This is a genomic window from Duganella sp. 1411, from assembly GCF_017833525.1.
Taxonomy (GTDB): Bacteria; Pseudomonadota; Gammaproteobacteria; order Burkholderiales; family Burkholderiaceae_D; genus Rugamonas.
Map to the genome: position 1 here is coordinate 639,162 of NZ_JAFICD010000001.1, position 18,210 is coordinate 657,371.

The 18,210-nt window shown below is 72.2% G+C and carries 11 protein-coding genes and 2 pseudogenes; 7 read left to right on the forward strand and 6 right to left on the reverse strand.

Annotated features, from left to right (window positions below; all coding sequences use genetic code 11):
• Nucleotides 1–3 precede the first annotated feature (3 nt).
• Nucleotides 4–738, forward strand: a complete 735-nt coding sequence (locus JOD97_RS02500) for a choice-of-anchor J domain-containing protein (protein WP_209713039.1) — start codon at nucleotides 4–6, stop codon at nucleotides 736–738.
• Here JOD97_RS02500 and JOD97_RS02505 read toward each other — a convergent pair.
• From JOD97_RS02505 to JOD97_RS02530, 6 genes are all read right to left on the reverse strand, one after another.
• On the reverse strand, nucleotides 633–1,298 hold the full coding sequence (locus JOD97_RS02505) for a PEP-CTERM sorting domain-containing protein (protein WP_209713040.1): 666 nt from the start codon (nucleotides 1,296–1,298) through the stop codon (nucleotides 633–635). The two genes, JOD97_RS02500 and JOD97_RS02505, sit on opposite strands and share 106 nt — an antisense overlap.
• A 145-nt stretch (nucleotides 1,299–1,443) precedes the next feature.
• Nucleotides 1,444–1,839, reverse strand: a complete 396-nt coding sequence (locus JOD97_RS02510; protein ID WP_209713041.1) for a hypothetical protein — start codon at nucleotides 1,837–1,839, stop codon at nucleotides 1,444–1,446.
• 120 nt (nucleotides 1,840–1,959) lie between these two features.
• A complete protein-coding gene (locus JOD97_RS02515; RefSeq protein ID WP_209713042.1) occupies nucleotides 1,960–4,935 on the reverse strand; it encodes a diguanylate cyclase in 2,976 nt (991 codons plus the stop codon).
• Nucleotides 4,932–10,232, reverse strand: coding sequence for a two-component regulator propeller domain-containing protein (locus JOD97_RS02520; protein ID WP_209713043.1), 5,301 nt, complete (start codon nucleotides 10,230–10,232; stop codon nucleotides 4,932–4,934). The genes JOD97_RS02515 and JOD97_RS02520 overlap by 4 nt, the downstream gene beginning before the upstream one ends.
• Nucleotides 10,229–11,395 carry a response regulator gene (locus JOD97_RS02525; RefSeq protein ID WP_209713044.1) on the reverse strand — a complete coding sequence of 389 codons (1,167 nt, stop codon included), beginning with the start codon at nucleotides 11,393–11,395 and terminating at the stop codon, nucleotides 10,229–10,231. The genes JOD97_RS02520 and JOD97_RS02525 overlap by 4 nt, the downstream gene beginning before the upstream one ends.
• A gap of 190 nt (nucleotides 11,396–11,585) precedes the next feature.
• Nucleotides 11,586–12,218 (reverse strand): response regulator transcription factor, encoded by a 633-nt coding sequence (locus tag JOD97_RS02530; protein WP_209713045.1) that lies wholly within the window; start codon nucleotides 12,216–12,218, stop codon nucleotides 11,586–11,588.
• A 319-nt stretch (nucleotides 12,219–12,537) separates the two neighbouring features.
• On the opposite strand from JOD97_RS02530, the pseudogene JOD97_RS33220 reads away from it, so the two are divergent.
• From JOD97_RS33220 to JOD97_RS02555, 6 genes and pseudogenes are all read left to right on the forward strand, one after another.
• Nucleotides 12,538–12,981: pseudogene (locus JOD97_RS33220) on the forward strand (trypsin-like serine protease); the annotation flags it as partial.
• 486 nt (nucleotides 12,982–13,467) lie between these two features.
• Nucleotides 13,468–13,566 (forward strand): annotated as a pseudogene (locus JOD97_RS33225) (PEP-CTERM sorting domain-containing protein); the annotation flags it as partial.
• A 436-nt stretch (nucleotides 13,567–14,002) separates the two neighbouring features.
• Nucleotides 14,003–14,746, forward strand: a complete 744-nt coding sequence (locus tag JOD97_RS02540) for a GntR family transcriptional regulator (RefSeq protein ID WP_209713046.1) — start codon at nucleotides 14,003–14,005, stop codon at nucleotides 14,744–14,746.
• 31 nt (nucleotides 14,747–14,777) lie between these two features.
• The gene (locus JOD97_RS02545) at nucleotides 14,778–16,526 is read left to right on the forward strand and encodes a fumarate reductase/succinate dehydrogenase flavoprotein subunit (protein ID WP_209713047.1); all 1,749 of its coding nucleotides are present in this window, start codon (nucleotides 14,778–14,780) and stop codon (nucleotides 16,524–16,526) included.
• A 10-nt stretch (nucleotides 16,527–16,536) separates the two neighbouring features.
• Nucleotides 16,537–16,770: a ferredoxin family protein gene (locus tag JOD97_RS02550; protein ID WP_090318490.1), complete on the forward strand. Its 234-nt coding sequence runs from the start codon at nucleotides 16,537–16,539 to the stop codon at nucleotides 16,768–16,770.
• A 17-nt stretch (nucleotides 16,771–16,787) separates the two neighbouring features.
• Nucleotides 16,788–18,206 (forward strand): ABC transporter substrate-binding protein, encoded by a 1,419-nt coding sequence (locus tag JOD97_RS02555; protein WP_209713048.1) that lies wholly within the window; start codon nucleotides 16,788–16,790, stop codon nucleotides 18,204–18,206.
• Nucleotides 18,207–18,210 lie beyond the last annotated feature (4 nt).

An 18,210-nucleotide genomic window follows, 5' to 3' on the forward strand; every position in this document is an offset into this window, starting at 1 on the left:
GTGATGAAATTGCCCTGGTTGAATGCGGCCGTGCTCGCCGGCGCGGCACTTTGTAGCCACGCCGGCGCGGCCACGCTGTCGGAGGATTTCGATGGCGGCTTGCCGGCCGGCTGGACCGTCGTCAACAACAGCGCGCCCGCCGGGCTGACATCGTGGTTCCAGGGCGATCAATCGGTATTCGCCGCCGAGCAGGGGGGCGCCGACAGCTACGTCGCCGCCAACTTCAATTCCGGCGCCGGCGCGGCCAACCTGAGCACCTGGCTGATCCTGCCCACGCAGACCTTCCACAACGGCGACGTGCTGTCGTTTTCGACGCGCACGTCGGACTTTTCCTTCTTCCCGGACCGGCTGGAGGTGCGCTTCAGCGCGCTTGGCGGCACCAACGTCGGCAGCGGCGCCGCCAGCGTGGGCGACTACTCGACCCTGCTGCTGAGCATCAACCCGGCCCAGCAGCTCTTCGGCTACCCGGACGTGTGGACCCGCTACAGCGTCACGCTGGGCGGGCTGGCCGGCGCCACCGATGGCGCGCTGGCGTTCCGCTACGTGGTCGACAATGGCGGGCCGGGCGGGCAGAATTCGAACTACATCGGCATCGACAGCGTGCGCGTGAGCCCCGTGCCCGAGCCGGACGGCTACCTGATGCTGGGCGCGGGACTGGCGCTGGTGGCGCTGGTGGGAGTGGCGCGCCGGCGCACCGCCGCGCCGAGCACGGCCAGGCCGGCCAGCAGCATGGCGTAGGTTTCCGGCTCCGGTATCGGCGCCGGGCCGATGCTCCAGCGGCCCGTGCCGGTGCTGGCGCCGGCGAAGTAGCTGTAGGTTTCGTAGCCGCCCGAGGCGCTGTCGCCGCTGTTGGAGACGAACAGGTTGTTGAGGTCTTCCCTGCCCTCCGGCGTGCGCAGCTGGCGCTGCAGGCTGATGTCCCACAGCGTCGGCAGGCCGTTGGCGTCGACCGCGCCGATGTTCATCGTCACCGTCCAGTTCGGATTCCACGCCGAGCCGGGCGGAAAGGCGGGATCGGCGTACGGGTCCGGGTACACCAGCGACTGCTGCATTTCGTTGTTCGAGAAGCGGTACATCTGGATCACGGTGCCCGGCGCCCACGTCGCGCCGGCGGTGAGCAGCGTCGGCGTGAAGATGTGGGCGGTGACGATGCTGTACTGGGTGACCGTGAAGTCGCCGCGGATGGAGGTGAACTCGACCGGGAACACCTCGCTGACATAATTGTACTGGTACGCGTGGGCCGCTCCGCCGAATAGACTGGCTAGCGAAATGCACATAACAATCAACAAGTTACGCATATTACCTCCTGTATTTTAAGCGCGCCGGACAGCGCAACGCGAGCTTAATACAGTTGGCAATTATGCATGATAGTTTTTATATTTTGTGCGGCAGTGGCTTGCAAGATTCCGGCAATCGAGCTCGTCCGTACCCGGCCCGCGGGCGTCAGGCGCCGCGGCTCAGCAGGCGCTGGCAGGCGCCGTGGAACAGGCGCTCGGCCGGCCGCACCAGGCGCCGCCTGCGCTGGTCGCGCTCGCCCGCCGAGGCCGGCGCGGCGACCTGCGCCTCGCCCAGCGAGGTCAGTTTGTCGCAACATTCGTACACCAGCGCCGCCAGCACGACGTCGACCTCCATCCGGCCGGCGGCCACCTGCGCCTGCATGCGTTCGGTGACGTGGACGAAGGCCGTGACCGCGTCCTCGCCCAACAACTGGCGGCGCGCCCGCACCGCCTCGGCCGGGTCCAGCGCCTGCGGCGCCAGCAATTGATCGACCAGGCTCAAGACCGACCGGTATTCCCTGACGTATTGCTCGTAATGCTCATAAAGTGCCGCTGTATGCATGTGCCCTCCTCCTGTGGTACCTGAACAATGCATCAATCCGCGCCGCCGCACCATCAGCCACGCCGGATAGTGGGGTAGGGATTTCCTCAGGAGCGTGTAGGGCGGACCGCCGCCCCCCGCTCAGGCGGCGTCGGCCGGCGCGTATTCGAGGCGGTTGCGGCCCAGCGCCTTGGCGCGGTACAGCGCCTGGTCGGCCAGCGCGATCCACTGCTCGGCCGTCAAGCCCCGCTCGGCCCGCCCCAGCACCACGCCGCCGCTGCAGGTGACCGGCAGCGGCCCGCAGCCGTCGATGTCGACCGGCGCGGCGCACACCGCGCGGTGCAGGCGCGCCAGGCGCGGCGCGCCGCCGGCCAGGTCCAGCCCGGGCAGCAGCAGCATGAATTCCTCGCCGCCGTAGCGGCCCACGGTGTCGCTGGCGCGCAGCCCCGCCTGGATGCGCCGCACCATCTCGCGCAGCACGGCGTCGCCGGCCAGGTGGCCGTGGGTGTCGTTGACGCGCTTGAAGTGGTCCAGGTCCAGCAGCACCAGCAGGAACGGCGCCGCGCCCGGCGCCAGCAGCGGCGCCAGCCGCTCCATCAGCGCGACGCGGTTCCAGGCCCCCGTCAGGCCGTCCTTGAGCGAACGCAGCCGGTGTTCCTCGCGCGACGCCTCCAGCTCGGCGGTGCGCTCGGCCACGCGCCGCTCGAGCAGCGCGCGCTGGCGCAGCACGCGCGCGACCCGATAGCGGTGCAGCAGGCCGACCAGGCCCAACGCCAGCAGCGCGCCGCCGGCGTAGGCCCAGCGCGTGCGCCACCACGGCGGCGTGATCGTCAGCGGCAGCTCCAGCATGGCCGACGCGCGCTGCGTCATCGCGTGCTCGGCCACCACTTGCAGCCGGTACTGGCCCGGCGCCAGCGCCGCGTAGCGCAGCGCGCCGTTGTCGCTGCGCGACCACGCCTGCTCCTGGCCCAGCAGGCGGTAGCGGTAGCTGAGCGCCTCGTGGTTCTGGAACACCGGCGCGGCCAGTTGCACGTCCAGCGCGCCGCCGTTCCACGGCGTGTCGGCGCCGGCCGGCGCGGCGCCGCCGTAGCGCGCCGCCTCCAGATACAGCGGCACCGCGCGCGGCGCGAACAGCGACCCGGGCCGCAGCAGGTGCGACAGGCCGTTGCTGGTGCCGATCCAGATCGAGCCGTCGGCGTCCTCGTACAGCGCGTGCTGGTTGCTGTCGTTCCAGGCCAGGCCGCTTTGCTCGTTGAACAGCCGCCAGCGCGCGCCGTTCCACACCAGCACGCCATTGTCGGTGCCCAGCCACAGCCAGTGGCGCCGGTCGACCAGCAGCGACACCGGCGCCCGCCCCTCGAGCAGCGGGTGCTCGACCGGACGCGGCGCCGGCGCGGCGGCGCCGGCGTCGGCCCGCCACAGGCGCGCGCCGGTGGCGCCGAGCAGCCACAAGGCGTCGCCGTCGCAGGCCACCGACGCATAGCCGCCGCCGTCGCCCGGCGGCAGCGCGCGCGACCAGCGCCCGTGCTCGAGCCGCAGCAGGCCGCCGGTGCCGGCGAACCACAGGCGGCCGGCGGCGTCGCCGCAGGCGGACAGGAAGCCGGCGTCGGGCCCGGCCAGCGCCGTGGCCGGCTCGACCCGCACCGGCGTCGGCGCCCGATGCGGGTCGGCGATCACGTACACGCCACGCTCGGTGCACAGCCACAGCCGGCCGGCGCCGTCGAACAGCATGTGATAGACCCCCAGCTCCGGCAGGCGCGCCACCCGGACCACGCGCCCGCGCCGGTCGCGCCGCAACAGCTGGCCGGAAAAGCTGGCGCCCCACAGATCGCCGCGGGCGTCCACCGCCAGCGCGCCCCACGCCTCGCCGCGGCCGATGGCCAGCGTGGCCGCGCCGGCGGCGCCCAGCGCCGCCACGCCGTGGCCGGTGCCGACGTACAGCACGCCGTCGCCGGCGCGCCGCACCGCCCAGACGTTCTCGTCCGGCAGCCCCTGGGCCGTCGTCCAGTTTTCCCAGTGCCGGTAGCCCTGCCATTGGGCGATGCCGCGCCCGGGCAGCCCGAGCCACAGGTCGCCGTCGCGGTCGCGCAGCAGCGCGTGCTGGCCCTCGGTGACGCGCACTCCCTGGCGCGCGCCGTAGCGGCGCCAGCCGTCGGCGCCGCCGCGGAACAAGCCGTGATCCGACAGCAGCAGCACGCGGCCGTCGTCATCCTCCAGTAGCGCCGTCTCCGGGCCGCCGGCGCGGGCGGCGTGGCCGGCCGGGGTCAGGTCGCGGAAGCGCGCCGCGCCCGGCGCCCGCATCATCAGGCGGTCGCCGGCGCTGAGCCAGAGGGCGCCGGCGCGGTCGCGCAACAGGCCGGTCCAGCGGCGCGCCGGCAAGCCCTCGGCCGCGCCCAACACGGCCAGCGCGCCGTCGCGGTAGCGGCACAGGCTGAGCTTGCAGCCCAGCCACAGCGTGCCGTCCGGGTCGCGCAGCACGCCGTTGAGGTCGCCCAGCGGCGGGCGCGCGGCCTGGGCGGCGGCGAGCGCGGCGGCGGTGGCCGGCCGGCGCGCCTGGAAGGCGTCGATTTCGGCGATATGCGCGGCGGCCAGCGGCTGCACCGCGTGCCAGCCGCCGCGGCCGTCGGGCTGCACCCGGTGCAGCCGGCCGATGCTCTGCACCAGCAAATGGTCGGCGTCGATCGACGCCAGGTGCTGGCCCGGGCGCACCGGCAGCGGCTTGCCGTCGACCCGGCGCACCGGCAACAGGCGGCGCCCGCGCAGCACGAACAGGCCGCGCTCGCTGCCCACCCACAGCCGCCCGGCCGGATCGACGTGCAGCGTGGCGATGGCGCTGTCGGCGCCGTCCCGGCCCAGCGGATGGCGCCGCACGCGGGCGCCGTCGAAGCGGTACAGGCCGTTGTCGGTGCCCACCCACAGATAGCCGGCGCGGTCCTGGGCCAGCGCCGACACCGACAGGTTGGCTAGGCCGTCGAGCTGGCCGTAGCCGCGCAACGGCAGTTGCTGGCCGCCGGCGGTCCCGGCGGCCAGCAGCGCGGCGGCGGCCAACCGTGCGCCGGCGGCCAACCGTGCGCCGGCGGCCGTCAGGCGGCGCCATCGGCTCGGCGCCGCCGTCATAGGCTCAACGCGTGCTGGTGGGCGACCCAGCGCAGCGCCGTGTGGGCGCCGTCGAAGTCGCCCGCGTCGAGGCCGCGCTCGATGGCCTCGGCGTCCCAGTGGCCGAAGCTGGCCGCGAAGTCGGCCGCGCAGGCGGCGAACGCGGCGCCGGCGGCGCCGTCGCGCGCGCGCATCAGGGCCGCCAGCCGGCCCAGCTCGGCCTGCCAGGACGCGGGCGGGCGCGCCGCGCCGGGCGCGGCCGGCGCCGGCGGCAGGCGGCGGTCGAGCTCGGCGCACACGCGCGCCAGCGCGCCGTCGAGCGCCGCCAGCGCCGGAGCGATGGCCGGCGCCGGCGCGCGCGCGCGGGCGGCGCGCTCGAGCTCGCCGGCCAGGCGCGCCAGCGGCGCCGCGCCGATGGCCGCCGCCAGCCCCCGCAGCGAGTGCGCGTGGCGCTCGGCGGCGCCGTGCTCGCCCCGGCCGAGCGCGGCGCGGATGCGCGCCACCCGGTCGTGCTCGTCGTCGCGGAACATCCTCAGCACCTTCCACAGCAAGGCCTCGTTGCCGTCGACGCCGTGGCGGGCGACGGCCAGGTCCAGGTCCGGGTCCGGGTCCGCCACGCCCTCGGGCGGGGCCGGCGCGCGCCGGCGCGATGGCACGGCGGCGGCCGGCAGATAGCGGCCCAGCAAGGCGTACAGCTCGGCCGGGATCAGCGGCTTGCCCAGGTGGTCGTCGAAGCCGTCGTCGCGGCAACGCTGGCGCTCGGCCGGCATGACGCTGGCGGTCATGGCGATGATCGGCAGCGCGTCGAGCCGGGCGTCGCCGCGCAGGCGCACCGTGGCCGCGTAGCCGTCGAGCTCGGGCATGTGCAGGTCCATCAAGACCAGCTGGTAGCGGCCGGCCGCGCCGGCTTGCGCCAGCCGCTCGACGGCCTCGCGGCCGTTGGCGGCCAGGTCGACCTCGACGCCACAGGCGCGCAGCAGGCCGAGCGCGATCTCCTGGTTGATGGCGTTGTCCTCGACCAGCAGCACGCGCGCGCCGTCGAAGCGCGGCGCGCGCGGCGGCTGGCCCGGGTCGCCCCGGCGGCGCCCCGGCGCGAACAGGCGCAGCAGCGTGTCGGCCAGCGCCGCGCGCGTGACCGGCTTGACCAGGCAGGCGTCGACCGGGCCGGCGCGCGCCTCGTCCTCGGCGGCGCTGGCCAGCAGCGCGCGCCGCGGCCGGCCGGCGTCGGCGGCCGGCGCCGGCAGCGCGGTGCCGCCCAGCATCAGGTCGGTGCCGCCCAGCAGCAGGTCGGTGTCGGCCAGCACCAGGTCGTAGGGCGGCGCGGCCGCCAGCAGCGGCGCGGCGGCGGCCGCGCCATCGACGGCGCGGGCGTCGACGCCCAGCGCGGCCAGCGCGCCGAGCAGCCCGGCGCGCGCGGTGGCGCAGTCGTCGACCACCAGCACCCGCAGCCCGGCCAGCTCGGGCGGCGGCCCCGCCGCCGGCGCCCCCGCGGCGCGCTCGAACCACAGCTCGGCGACGAAGCGGCTGCCCGCGCCGGGCGCGCTGTCGGCAACGATGGTGCCGCCCATCAGGTCGACCAGGTTCTTGCAGATGCTCAGGCCCAGGCCGGTGCCGCCGAAGCGCCGCGTGGCCGAGCTGTCGGCCTGCGTGAAGGCCTGGAACAGCCGCGCCAGCTGCGTGGCCGACATGCCGATGCCGGTGTCGCGCACGCTGAAGGCCAGCCGCACCCGCCCGCCCTCGTCCTCGAGCAGGCGCACCGCCAGCGCCACCTCGCCGGCGGCGGTGAACTTGAGGGCGTTGCCGAGCAGGTTGACCAGCACCTGGCCGAGGCGCTGGGCGTCGCCGCGCAGGCGCCGCGGCAGCGCCGCCGGCACGTCGAAATTGCATTCGATGCCGGGGCCGACCACGGCGCCGGCCACCGCCGCCACGTGGGCCAGCACGTCGTCGAGGTCGAAATCGGCGCTGACGATGTCGAGCTTGCCGGCCTCGATCTTGGAGAAGTCGAGGATGTCGCTGATGATGCCCACCAGCGAGTTGCCGGCGTTGTGGATCTTGTGCAGGTAGTCGCGCTGGCGCGCCGCCGAATCGGTGCCCAGCGCCAGGTACGACAGGCCGATCACCGCGTTCATCGGGGTGCGGATCTCGTGGCTCATATTGGCCAGGAACATCGATTTGGACTGGGTGGCCTCCTCGGCCCGCGCGCGGGCGGCCTCGGCCTGCCGGAACAGCCGCGCGCTTTGCAGCGCCGCGCCCAGGTGGGCGGCGATGGTGTCGAGCAGGCGCTGGTCGCTGGCCTGGTACGGGGCGGCGCCGGCGCGCCGCACCGCCACCGCGCCGCGCACCACGCCGTTGGCGATGATGGGCACGCACAGGCGCGACCCCGCCCCGTCCGCCGCGCCGTGCCCGTCCAGCTCGCCCCGGCCGCCGGCCGCCACCCGGCCCAGCGCGGCCTCGTCGGCGGCCACGGCGGCGGCGTCGGCGGCGCCGTCGGCGTGGGTGTAGGCCGGCAGCGGCGCGCCGCCGTCGTCGTCGTCGCCCAGCAGCGCGATGCGGGTGCGGCCGGCGTGGAACAGGCGCCGCACCTGGTCGCCCACCAGCGCGATCAGCTGCTCCAGTTCGAGCTTGCCGGCGAGCATGCGCGCGACCGCGTTGACGGCCGCCAGCTCGGCGTTGCGCTCGCTCGCCTCGCGGTGCTGGCGCTCGGCTTCGCCGCGCTGCTGGTCGGCCAGCGCCTTTTGCCGCAGCACCTCGGCGGTGCGGGCGGCCACCTCGCGCTCGAGCGCGCTGTGCCGGGCCGCCAGTTGCAGCGAGCGCAGCCGGTAGGCGCCGCACAGCGCCGCCACCGCCAGCAGCGCGGCGGCGGCGCGGCACCACCAGGTCTGCCACCACCACGGCAGCACCTCGACCGGCAGGTCCAGCTCGCTGCCGCTCCAGACGCCGTCGCGGTTGCTGCCCCGCACGCGCAGGCGGTAGCGGCCCGGCGGCAGGTTGGTGTACGAGGCCACGCGGTGGGCGGCGTCGGCGCCGGTCCAGTCGCGGTCGAAGCCGTCGAGCCGGTAGGCGTAGCGGTTGCGCTCGGGCGAGGTGAAGTCGAGCGCGGCGAAGCCGACCGCGAAGCTGTTGGCGCCCGGCCGCACCACCAGCGGCGCGGGGGCGGCGCCGTTGTGCGGTCCCGACGGCACCGGCTTGCCGCCCAACAGCACCTCGGTGACCGCCAGCGGCGGCGCCAGGCGCCACTGCCGGTAGCGCTCCGGGCGCACGATGGTGACGCCGCCCGAGCCGCCGAACAGCAGCTCGCCGGCGCCGCCGACCGCGCCCGAACGCGTCCAGTACGGCGCGTACAGCGCGCCGTCGGCGCGCCCCAGCACGCCGACGGCGTAGCTGTCCGCATCGATGACGGCCAGGCCGTCGTCGGTGCTGGCCCAGATCCGCCCCTGCGCGTCCTCGAGCAGCATGCCGACGTTGGTGTTGGGCAGGCCTTGGGCGATGCCGAGGCGGTGGAAGCGGCGCTGGCCGCCGGCGCCGGACGCCAGCACGTCGATGCCGCCCTCGCCGCCCACCCACAGCCGGCCGCGGCGGTCCACCAGAAGCGTGTTGACGGCCGGGTGGGACAGCGACGCCGGGTCGGCGCGGTCGGCGCCGATGTGTTCGAGCACGGCGCCGGCGGCCGTGTCTATCCGGCTCAGGCCGGCGTTGGTGGCGACCCACAGCGCGCCGTCCGGCGCCGCCGCCAGGTCGTTGACCTCGAGGTCGCCCAGGCCCTCGACGCGGCCGACCCGGCGCAGCGCGGCGCCGTCCAGGCGCGCCCGCAACAGCCCGGCGGTGGAGGTGCCGATCCACACGCTGCCGCCGGCGCGGGCCAGCGCGCGCACCTGCAGCCGGTTGTCGAGCCAGGGCGCGGACACCGGCGTGGTGCCGCTGCCGTCGGGCCCGGCGCGGAACAGCCCCGACGGCGTGGCCAGCCACATCTTGCCGTCGGGGTCGGCCATCAGCGCGGTGACGTTGGCCGACGGCACCAGCCGGTTCAGGCGCGCGCGCATCGGTTGCCAGCGCGCCACGCGCGCGCGCCGCGGATCGACCACGTCGGCGCCCTGGCGTACCATGCCGACCCACACCCGGCCGTCGGCCGCCGCCGCCAGGGTCTGGGCCTCGTCGGCGCTCAGGCCGGGGTCGGCGCCCTGGCGCGGCGCCAGCGACAGCGCCGCGCGCCCGGGCGGCAGCTGGTTCAGGCCGTTGTCGGTGCCCAGCCACAGCGCGCCGGCGCGGTCGCTGAACAAGCTGCGCACGACCGTGCTCGACTGTCCGCCCGGCGCCCGCGCCTGGTAGGCCAGGTGGCGCGCGCGGCCGCTGGCGCGGTCGATCACGGCCACGCCGTCGTTGTAGGAACTGACCCAGAGCTCGCCCGGCGCCGGCTCGGCCAGGCCGCTGACGTTGACGTTCTTCATCAGCGCGGCGGCGGCCGCGCCGTCGGCATGGCGCCCGACCCGGCCGCTGCGCGGATCGTGCACGAACACGCCGTCGCCGCCGGTGCCGATCCACAGCAGGCCGGCGTGGTCGAGCAGCAGCGCCCCCACGGCCGGGCCGTCGGCGGCGCGCACCGGCAGCGCGACCTTGACGAAGCCGGCGCCGCCCGGGTCGCGCCGCGCCAGGCCGTTGCGGGTGCCGACCCACAAGGTGCCGTCGGCGGCGGCGGCCAGCGAATCGACCAGGTCGGCCGGCAGGCTGGCCGCGTCGGCCGGATCGTGGCGGTAGCGGCTGGCGCGCGCGCGCGCCGGGTCGTCGGCGTCGGACAAATGGACCAGGCCGGTCGTGGTGGCCACCCACAGGCCGCCGGCGCGGTCGTCGGCCAGGGCGGTGACCGCGTTGCCGGCCAGCGCGGCGCCGCCGTAGCGCACGAAGCTGTCGTCCTCGGGCACGTAGCGCGCCAGGCCGGCGCTGGCGGTACCCACCCACAGCCGGCCGCGGCTGTCGGCGAGCAGCGCCTGCACCGAGTTGTCGGGCAGCGCGCCGCGCTCGCCGGGGTTGTGGGTGTAGTTGCGGAAGCGGTAGCCGTCCCAGCGCGACAGGCCGCCGGCGGTGGCCACCCACAGGAAGCCGTGGCGGTCCTGGGCCATGGCGGTGACGATGACGTTGCCCAGCCCCTGCGCCGCGCCGACCGCCTGGAACATCGGCCGCGTCAGCGCCGACCAGCGCTCGGCGCTGGCGGCCGGCGCGGCTGGCGTGGCCGGCAGCGCCGGCGCGGGCGCCGCCACGGTCCCTGCCGCCGCCGCCCAGCCGGCCAACACAACGGCGGCCAGCAGGCGGCGCGCCAGGCTCACGCGGGGTCCAGCGGCAGCCGCACGACGATGCGGGTGGGCCCGCCGGGGCGGCTGGCGATCGACACCTGGCCGCCCAGGCTGAGCGCGCGCTCGCGGATGCCGAGCAGGCCGAACGAGTGCGGCCGCGCGGACGCCGGATCGAAGCCGCGGCCGTCGTCGTCGACCTGCAGTTCGCACGCGCCCGCCGTGCAGCGCAGCGCGACGGCCGTCTCGCTGGCGTCGGCGTGGCGGGCGACGTTGGTCAGCGACTCCTGGGCGATGCGGAACACGGCCACCGCCTGGCGCTCGCCGAGCTGGACCTCGCCCAGGTCCAGCGTCAGGCTGCAATCGAGCCCGCTGTGGCGGCGGAATTCGTCGACCAGCCACTCCAGCGCCGAGCCGATGCCCATGTCGAGCACGGTCGGGCGCAGGCTGGTGGCGACGTTGCGCACCACGCCGATGGTGCGGTCGACCAGCTCGGTCATGGCGCGCACCTGGTCGTTAATGTCCGGAATATCGGCGCCGAAGCGCACCCGCAGCAGCGCCGCCTGCATGCGCAGCGCCGTCAGCGACTGCCCCAGCTCGTCGTGCAGCTCGCGGGCGATGTGCTTGCGCTCGTCCTCGCGGACGCGCTCGCGGTGGGCGCTCAGTTCGCGCAGCTCGGCGGTGCGCTCGGCCACCTGCAGCTCCAGGCTGTCGCGGTACTGCTGCAGCACGCGCTCGGCCACGCGGCGCTCGCGGTTCTCGGTCTCGAGCAGGGCGTTCTGCCTGACCAGCTCGGCCTGCATGGCGGCCAGCCGCAGATGGGTGCTCACGCGCGCCACCACCTCCTCGGCCTGCAGCGGCTTGGTCACGTAGTCGACCGCGCCGGCGGCGAAGCCGGCCAGCTTGTCGGCCGTGCCGCTGAGCGCGGTCATGAAGATCACCGGCACGTCCGCGCCCGGCCCGCCGCCGGCCTTGAGCGCGCGGCACACGTCGAAGCCGTCGATGCCGGGCAGCATCACGTCCAGCAGGATCAGGTCGGGCGGCGCGAACGCCACCCGGCGCAGCGCCTCGGCGCCGCTGTGCGCCACCGCCAGGCGCACGCCGTGCCGCTGCAGCATCGCCACGGCCAGGGTCAGGTTGGCCGGCGTATCGTCGACGATGAGGATGGTGCGGTCGCGCAAGGGGGGCGACATGCTCATGGTTTACTCCGGCGGGCGGACGCGCGCCCTCGCGGGCCGCGCCGCGGGACGTGCGGTTGATCACAGGCGGCCGGCCAGGCACGGCCGCACGCTACCCGACCAGTATGCCGCAGCGCCCGCGTGTTTCCAATCAGAAATTCTTGATAGCGGCGTAGGGCGGCGCGCGGGCGCCGGTAGGGAAATCCCTACCTCACTGGCCCAGCGCGTGGTCGATGCCGTAGCGCAGCATGTCGGCGTTGCTCTGGAACCCCATCTTCTGCATCAGGCGCGCCTTGTGCGTGCTCACGGTCTTGTTGCTGATGGCCAGCTCCTCGGCGATCTGGTTGACGCTCTTGCCGCAGACGAACAGGCGGAAGATGCTCAGCTCGCGGTTCGACAGCTGCTCGTGGGGCCGCTCGGCCTGCCCGCCCTCGCCGTCGAACACCATCTGCTCGGCCAGGCCGGGGTCGATGTAGCGGCCGCCGCCGGCCACCTTGCGCACCGCCAGCAACAGCGTCTCGGGGTCGCCGTCCTTGGTCATGTAGCCGTTGGCGCCGGCCTTGAGCGCGCGCCGCACCACCAGCGCCTCGTTGTGCATGCTCAGCACCAGGATCGGCAGCGCCGGCGTGTGCGCGCGGATCCGCCCGATCAGCTCGATGCCGCTGATGCCCGGCATCGACATGTCCAGCAGCACCAGGTCGCACGGGACGGCGCGCAGGCTCTCGATCACCTGGCCGCCGTTGGTGGCCTGGGCCACCACGGTGACGTCGCCCGCCAGGCCGAACAATTGCAGCAGGCCGCCACGCACGATCGCGTGGTCGTCGGCGATCAGAATTCGTATCATGATAAAAAACAATTCCCCAGAACAAAAATGTGTCGTAACGGCATGCTACCAGACAACCGCGCGCTGCCGTTTTCTTGTTCCATTGCTACAACAAATCTCGGCCGAGTCCGGCTGCGCGCACGCCACGCGCGCCCCTGCACGTTTGTTGAAAGTGTTCCATAATGCAATGTTTCCATTAATCTAGGTTAACGGCCATGGGCGGGACCTGTGTCGCCGGGATGAAGCGGAAACACCACTTTGACAACCATTGCAGCATGAGGAACAGTTTCTAATGAATCAATCGATAGCGGTAAAGCGCGCGGCCATCGCGGCGGCGTTGATGGCGGCCTCGGCCGCGCAGGCGGTCTCCAACACCACCGCGCCGGCCGACTGGCGGCTGGTGCCCGGGCAGACGTTCAACGGCGTGGCCGGCGCGCTCGACGGCGTGGTGCGGCTGGCCTACACCACCTCGGCCGGCGACGCCCTCTCCTGCTCGGGTTCGCTGCTGGCCGGCGGCCGGTTCGTCGTCACGGCGGCCCATTGCGCCGACGATTTCAAATCGATGAAGGTGTATGTCGGCTGGGCCGGCGGCTCCGCCAGCGAGGTGCGCGACGTGACGGCCGCCAACGCCTACGTCAACCCGCAATGGAGCGGCAACGTCGACAGCGGCGCCGACATCGCCATCATCAAACTGGACCGCGCGGTCACCTCGGTCCAGGGCTACCACCTGAGCACCACCGACGACGTCGGCAAGAACTACCTGATCGCCGGCTACGGCCGCACCGGGCGCGGCGACAGCGCCAGCGAGCCCAACGGCAAAGACGTGCTGTGGGGCCACTACGGCTACAACACCTGGGACGTCGACAGCGACACCTTCAACCGCAAGAGCGGCGAGGCCATCCCCGACTGGGGCTACGATCCGAACTACTACGCGCCCGGCGCCACCTACATGAGCGACTACGACGACGGCAGCGCCGCCCACAACACGCTCGGGCGCATCGCCGGCGCCACCGGCGACGGCTGGGCCAGCGGCACCGGCGTCGGCGCGGGCGAAGCGCTGGCCGCCGCCGGCGATTCCGGCGCCGGCGAGTTCGTCTGGAACGGCAAGGAATGGCTGCTGTCGGGCATCCATTCGTGGGACATGCAGGGCGGCTTCGCCTGCCCGGCGTACGGACTGGCCGGCTGCGACGCCAGCGACACCAACTCGGCCAGCTTCGGCGACGTGTCCGGCGCCACGGCGACGTTCTCGCACCTCGCCTGGATCCGCTCGGTGACGGCGGTGCCGGAACCGGCCAGCTACGGCATGTTGCTGGCGGGCCTGGCGCTGATGGGCGGCGTCGCGCGCCGCCGCAACAAGAACGGCAAGTAAGCCGGTCGGGTAAGCCGGTCCGCCCCACCGTCGGGCCACCGTCGGGCCACCGCCGGGCCCGGCGGCGGACTCGGCGCCGCCGCTCCGGGGTGGGCATCCCCGCGCAGGCCCTTGCGGGAACGCGTCTCTTTTGGCTGTCTCTTTCGGTCTCCTTTTGTCTCTTTCGGTCTCCTTCTTCCGTCAGAGCGGGCTGGAGTAAAAAAAAGACAAAAGGAGACCGAAAGAGACAGGCGAAAAAGACAGCTTCCCGCAAGGGGCGGATTTCGGGCACCCTCCCCCCGTCCCGCCGCCCCCCTCGCATGCAGGATTTTCTGCATAAGCAAACACACAATCATTCGTTCACACGCTGAAACGGCCTCGATAGACTGCAAGCTCTTTCGACCGTCATGACCTGTTATGACAGGTTATGTGCCACGTTATGTAGCCAGGTGAAGCGATGTCCAATTTCCGTACCGTAGAACTGTCCCCCGTCCCGCTGTACACGCAGGTGAAGGAAAACCTGCGCGAGCGCATCCTCGACGGCAGCTATCCCGCCCACGCCAAGCTGCCCGCCGAAAGCGAGCTGAGCACCATCTTCGGCGTCAGCCGCATCACCGTGCGCCAGGCCCTCAACGACCTGCAAAAGGAAGGCGTCATCTTCAAGATCCCCGGCAAGGGCACCTTCGTCTCCAAGCCCAAGGCCTTCCAACAACTGACCCAGCTCGAAGGTTTCGGCGAGGCCATGGGCCGCATGGGCTACGAGATCTACAACCAGGTCACCAGCCACAAGATCGTGGCCGCGCCGGCCCACGTGGCGCAGCGCCTGGGCCTGGCCGCCGGCGCCGACGTCACAGAGATCAAGCGCGTGCGCCACCTCAACCGCGAGCCGGTGTCGCTGGAGGTGACCTACCTGCCGCCCGACATCGGCGAGCGCCTGCGCCGCGAGGACCTGGCCGGGCGCGACATCTTCCTGATCCTGGAAAACGACTACGGCATCGCGCTGGGCCGGGCCGACCTGCAAATCGACGCCATGCTGGCCGACGACACCTTGGCCCGGGCGCTGCGCATCGAGGCCGGCACCGCGCTGTTGCGCATCGAACGCCTGACCCACGCGGCCGACGGCGCGCCGCTCGACTTCGAATACCTGTACTTCCGCGGCGACGCCTTCCAGTACCGCCTGCAAATCGCCCGCCGCGGCTGAGCACCCACCCGTTCACCTGGAGCACACCACTATGCAAACCATCATCGAAACCGTCGACGTGCTGGTGATCGGCGGCGGCACCGCCGGCCCGATGGCCGCCGTCAAGGCCAAGGAGGCCAATCCGCAGCTGCGCGTGCTGCTGCTGGAGAAGGCCCACGTCAAGCGCAGCGGCGCCATCTCCATGGGCATGGATGGCCTCAACAACGCCGTCGTTCCCGGCTTCGCCACCCCCGAGCAATATGTGAAGGAGATCACCACCGCCAACGACGGCATCGTCAACCAGCGCACGGTGATGGCCTACGCCGAGAACAGCTACCCGATGATCGAAGAGCTGGACCGCTGGGGCGTCAAGTTCGAAAAAGACGAAACCGGCGACTACGCGATGCGCAAGGTGCACCACATGGGCACCTATGTGCTGCCGATGCCCGAGGGCCACGACATCAAGAAGGTGCTGTACCGCCGCCTCAAGCGCCAGCGCGTCGAGATCAGCAACCGGCTGGTGGCCACGCGCCTGCTGACGGCGGCCGACGGCGGCATCGCCGGCGCCATGGCCTTCGATTGCCGCAGCGGCGACTTCCACGTGATCCGCGCCAAGGCGGTGGTGCTGGCCACCGGCGCCGCCGGCCGGCTCGGGCTGCCGGCGTCGGGCTACCTGTTCGGCACCTACGAGAACCCCACCAACGCCGGCGACGGCTACAGCATGGCCTACCACGCGGGCGCCGAGCTGTCGGGCATCGAATGCTTCCAGATCAATCCGCTGATCAAGGATTACAACGGCCCCGCGTGCGCCTACGTGACCGGTCCGTTCGGCGGCTTCACCACCAACAACAAGGGCGAGCGCTTCATCGAATGCGACTACTGGAGCGGCCAGATGATGCAGGAGTTCTACAACGAACTGCAGGGCGGCAACGGCCCGGTGTTCCTTAAGCTGGACCACTTGGCCGAGGAAACCATCAGCACCATCGAAACCATCCTGCACACCAACGAACGGCCGAGCCGTGGCCGCTTCCACGCCGGGCGCGGCACCGACTACCGCCAGCAGATGGTGGAGATGCACATCTCCGAGATCGGCCTGTGCAGCGGCCACTCGGCCTCGGGCGTGTGGGTGAATGAACACGCCGAGACCACCGTGGCCGGCCTGTACGCGGCCGGCGACCTGGCCTGCGTGCCGCACAACTACATGCTGGGCGCCTTCGTCTACGGCAAGCTGGCCGGAGAAAGCGCGGCGCGGCGCTGCGCCGACATCGAACTGGCGCCGCTCGACGACGCCCAGGTGGAGTCCGAGCGGGCGCGCGTGTGGGCGCCGCTGAACCGGGTCGACGGCCTGCCACCGGCCCAGGTCGAATACAAGCTGCGCCGCATGGTCAACGACTATCTGCAGCCGCCCAAGGTCACGCGCAAGATGGAGATCGGCCTGACCCGCTTCGAAGCCATCCGCGCCGATCTGGACCGGCTGTCGGCCGCCGGCCCGCACGAGCTGATGCGCGCGCTGGAGGTGCACGCGATCCGCGATTGCGCCGAGATGGCCGCGCGCGCCTCGCTGTTCCGCACCGAGAGCCGCTGGGGCCTGTACCACAACCGCGTCGACCATCCCGAGCGCAACGACGCCGACTGGCTGTGCCACGTGCAGCTGAAGAAGGTCGACGGCCAGATGACCTGTTTCAAGCGTCCGCTGGAGCCCTACATCGTCAGCCTCGACGAGCGGGAAAAGCAGGCCTACCAGCGGCTGCGCATCGATAAGGAAAACGCCATCCCGCAAGCCGAAGCGCTTGCCGTTTAAGGAGAACACCATGCCCATCGCCCTCAACCCGAGCAGCGTGCCGGTCCGCGTCAACGAGGAGTTGTGCATCGCCGACAAGGGCTGCACCGTCTGCGTCGACGTCTGCCCGCTCGACGTGCTGGCCATCGATTTCACCAAAGGCAAGGCCTTCATGAAATTCGACGAATGCTGGTACTGCATGCCCTGCGAAAAAGATTGCCCGACCGGCGCCGTGACGGTCGATATCCCCTACTTGTTGCGCTGACTTTTGTGGAGATTACTATGTTCTTGCATCGCACTTTGACTACCTTGCTACTGGCGACACTGGGCGCCGGCGCCGCCCAAGCCGAAACCATCCGCATCGCCATCGGCACCCAGGACACCACCATCAACTGCGCCACCGGCGGCCTGCTGATCCGCGAACTGAAGCTGCTGGAAAAATACCTGCCGCACGACGGCAAATACAAGGACGCGCAGTACGAGATTGTCTGGAAAAACTTCACCTCCGGCGCGCCGCTGACCAACGAGATGGTCGCCGGCAAGCTCGACCTGGGCTCGATGGCCGACTTCCCCGGCTCCTTCAACGGCGCCGCGTTCGAGAAGGCCGGCAAGAAGAGCCTGTTCATCAGTGTGTTGTCGGGCAGCGTGCAAGGCAGCGGCAACGGCATCGTCGTGCCCAAGGCGTCGGCGGTGCAGTCGCTCGCCGAGCTCAAGGGCAAGACCATCTCGGTGCCGTTCGCCTCCACCGCGCACGGCATGCTGCTGCGCGCCATCAAGGCGCAAGGCTGGGAGCTCGACAAGGACATCACGGTCGTCACGCAGGCGCCCGAGGTGGCCGGCTCGGCCCTGCAAAGCAACAAGATCGACGCCCACGCCGACTTCGTGCCGTTCGCCGAACTGTTCCCGCATCGCGGCTACGCCCGCAAGATCTTCGACGGTTCGCAGGCCAAATCGCCGACGCTGCACGGCAGCCTGGTCGACGCCGCCTACGCCGCCAAATATCCGGAAATCGTCACCGCCTACCTGCGCGCCGCCATCGAGGCCGACCGCCTGATCACCGCCGAGCCGGAAAAATACAGCGAGCTGATCGCCAAAGTGACCGGCATCGAGGCCGAGGTCGACTACCTGTTCCACGGCCCGCTGGGGCTGCAGACGCGCGACTTCAGCTGGAAGCCGGAATACCGCCAGGCCGTCAAGACCTCGATCGAGACGCTGCGGCTGATGAAGCGCACCGACAGCGACCTCGACATCAACACCTTCATCGACGACCGCTACATCCGCGCCGCCTACAAGCAGGCCGGGCTCGACTACGATGCGCGCCTGAAGAACTACCAGCGCCTGCCGCTGGTGGCCAAGGACGCCGCCACCGGCAAGCCGATCACCGACTTTTCGCGCCTGACGCAGATCTGGGTCGACGGCGAACCGCTGGTGCGCCACTACGCCAGCGTCGACGGCGCCTTCGCCGCGCTGCGCCAGCTCGACAAGGACGGCAAGAAGGTGCGCGTGGTCTACGCCCACGACCGCGACAGCGGCCTGAAGTTGTTTGCCGGCGACGCCTGGTTCGTCAGCGCCAAGGGCGACACCAGCGCCTTCCTGACGCGCGCGGCGGCCGAGGCCTGGGCCGCCAGCCATGGCGGCGCGGTGCGTGACTTCGCCGCCGCGCGCGCGGCCGGCAACGCGCCGGCGCTGGCCGCCAAATAGGAGC

Excerpts from the sequence above, each read along its gene's own strand:
- JOD97_RS02500 (WP_209713039.1), top strand. The coding sequence starts at position 4 with ATGAAATTGCCCTGGTTGAATGCGGCCGTGCTCGCCGGCGCGGCACTT.
- JOD97_RS02505 (WP_209713040.1), bottom strand. The coding sequence starts at position 1,298 with ATGCGTAACTTGTTGATTGTTATGTGCATTTCGCTAGCCAGTCTATTC.
- JOD97_RS02510 (WP_209713041.1), bottom strand. The coding sequence starts at position 1,839 with ATGCATACAGCGGCACTTTATGAGCATTACGAGCAATACGTCAGGGAA.
- JOD97_RS02515 (WP_209713042.1), bottom strand. The coding sequence starts at position 4,935 with ATGACGGCGGCGCCGAGCCGATGGCGCCGCCTGACGGCCGCCGGCGCA.
- JOD97_RS02525 (WP_209713044.1), bottom strand. The coding sequence starts at position 11,395 with ATGAGCATGTCGCCCCCCTTGCGCGACCGCACCATCCTCATCGTCGAC.
- JOD97_RS02530 (WP_209713045.1), bottom strand. The coding sequence starts at position 12,218 with ATGATACGAATTCTGATCGCCGACGACCACGCGATCGTGCGTGGCGGC.
- JOD97_RS02540 (WP_209713046.1), top strand. The coding sequence starts at position 14,003 with ATGTCCAATTTCCGTACCGTAGAACTGTCCCCCGTCCCGCTGTACACG.
- JOD97_RS02545 (WP_209713047.1), top strand. The coding sequence starts at position 14,778 with ATGCAAACCATCATCGAAACCGTCGACGTGCTGGTGATCGGCGGCGGC.
- JOD97_RS02550 (WP_090318490.1), top strand. The coding sequence starts at position 16,537 with ATGCCCATCGCCCTCAACCCGAGCAGCGTGCCGGTCCGCGTCAACGAG.
- JOD97_RS02555 (WP_209713048.1), top strand. The coding sequence starts at position 16,788 with ATGTTCTTGCATCGCACTTTGACTACCTTGCTACTGGCGACACTGGGC.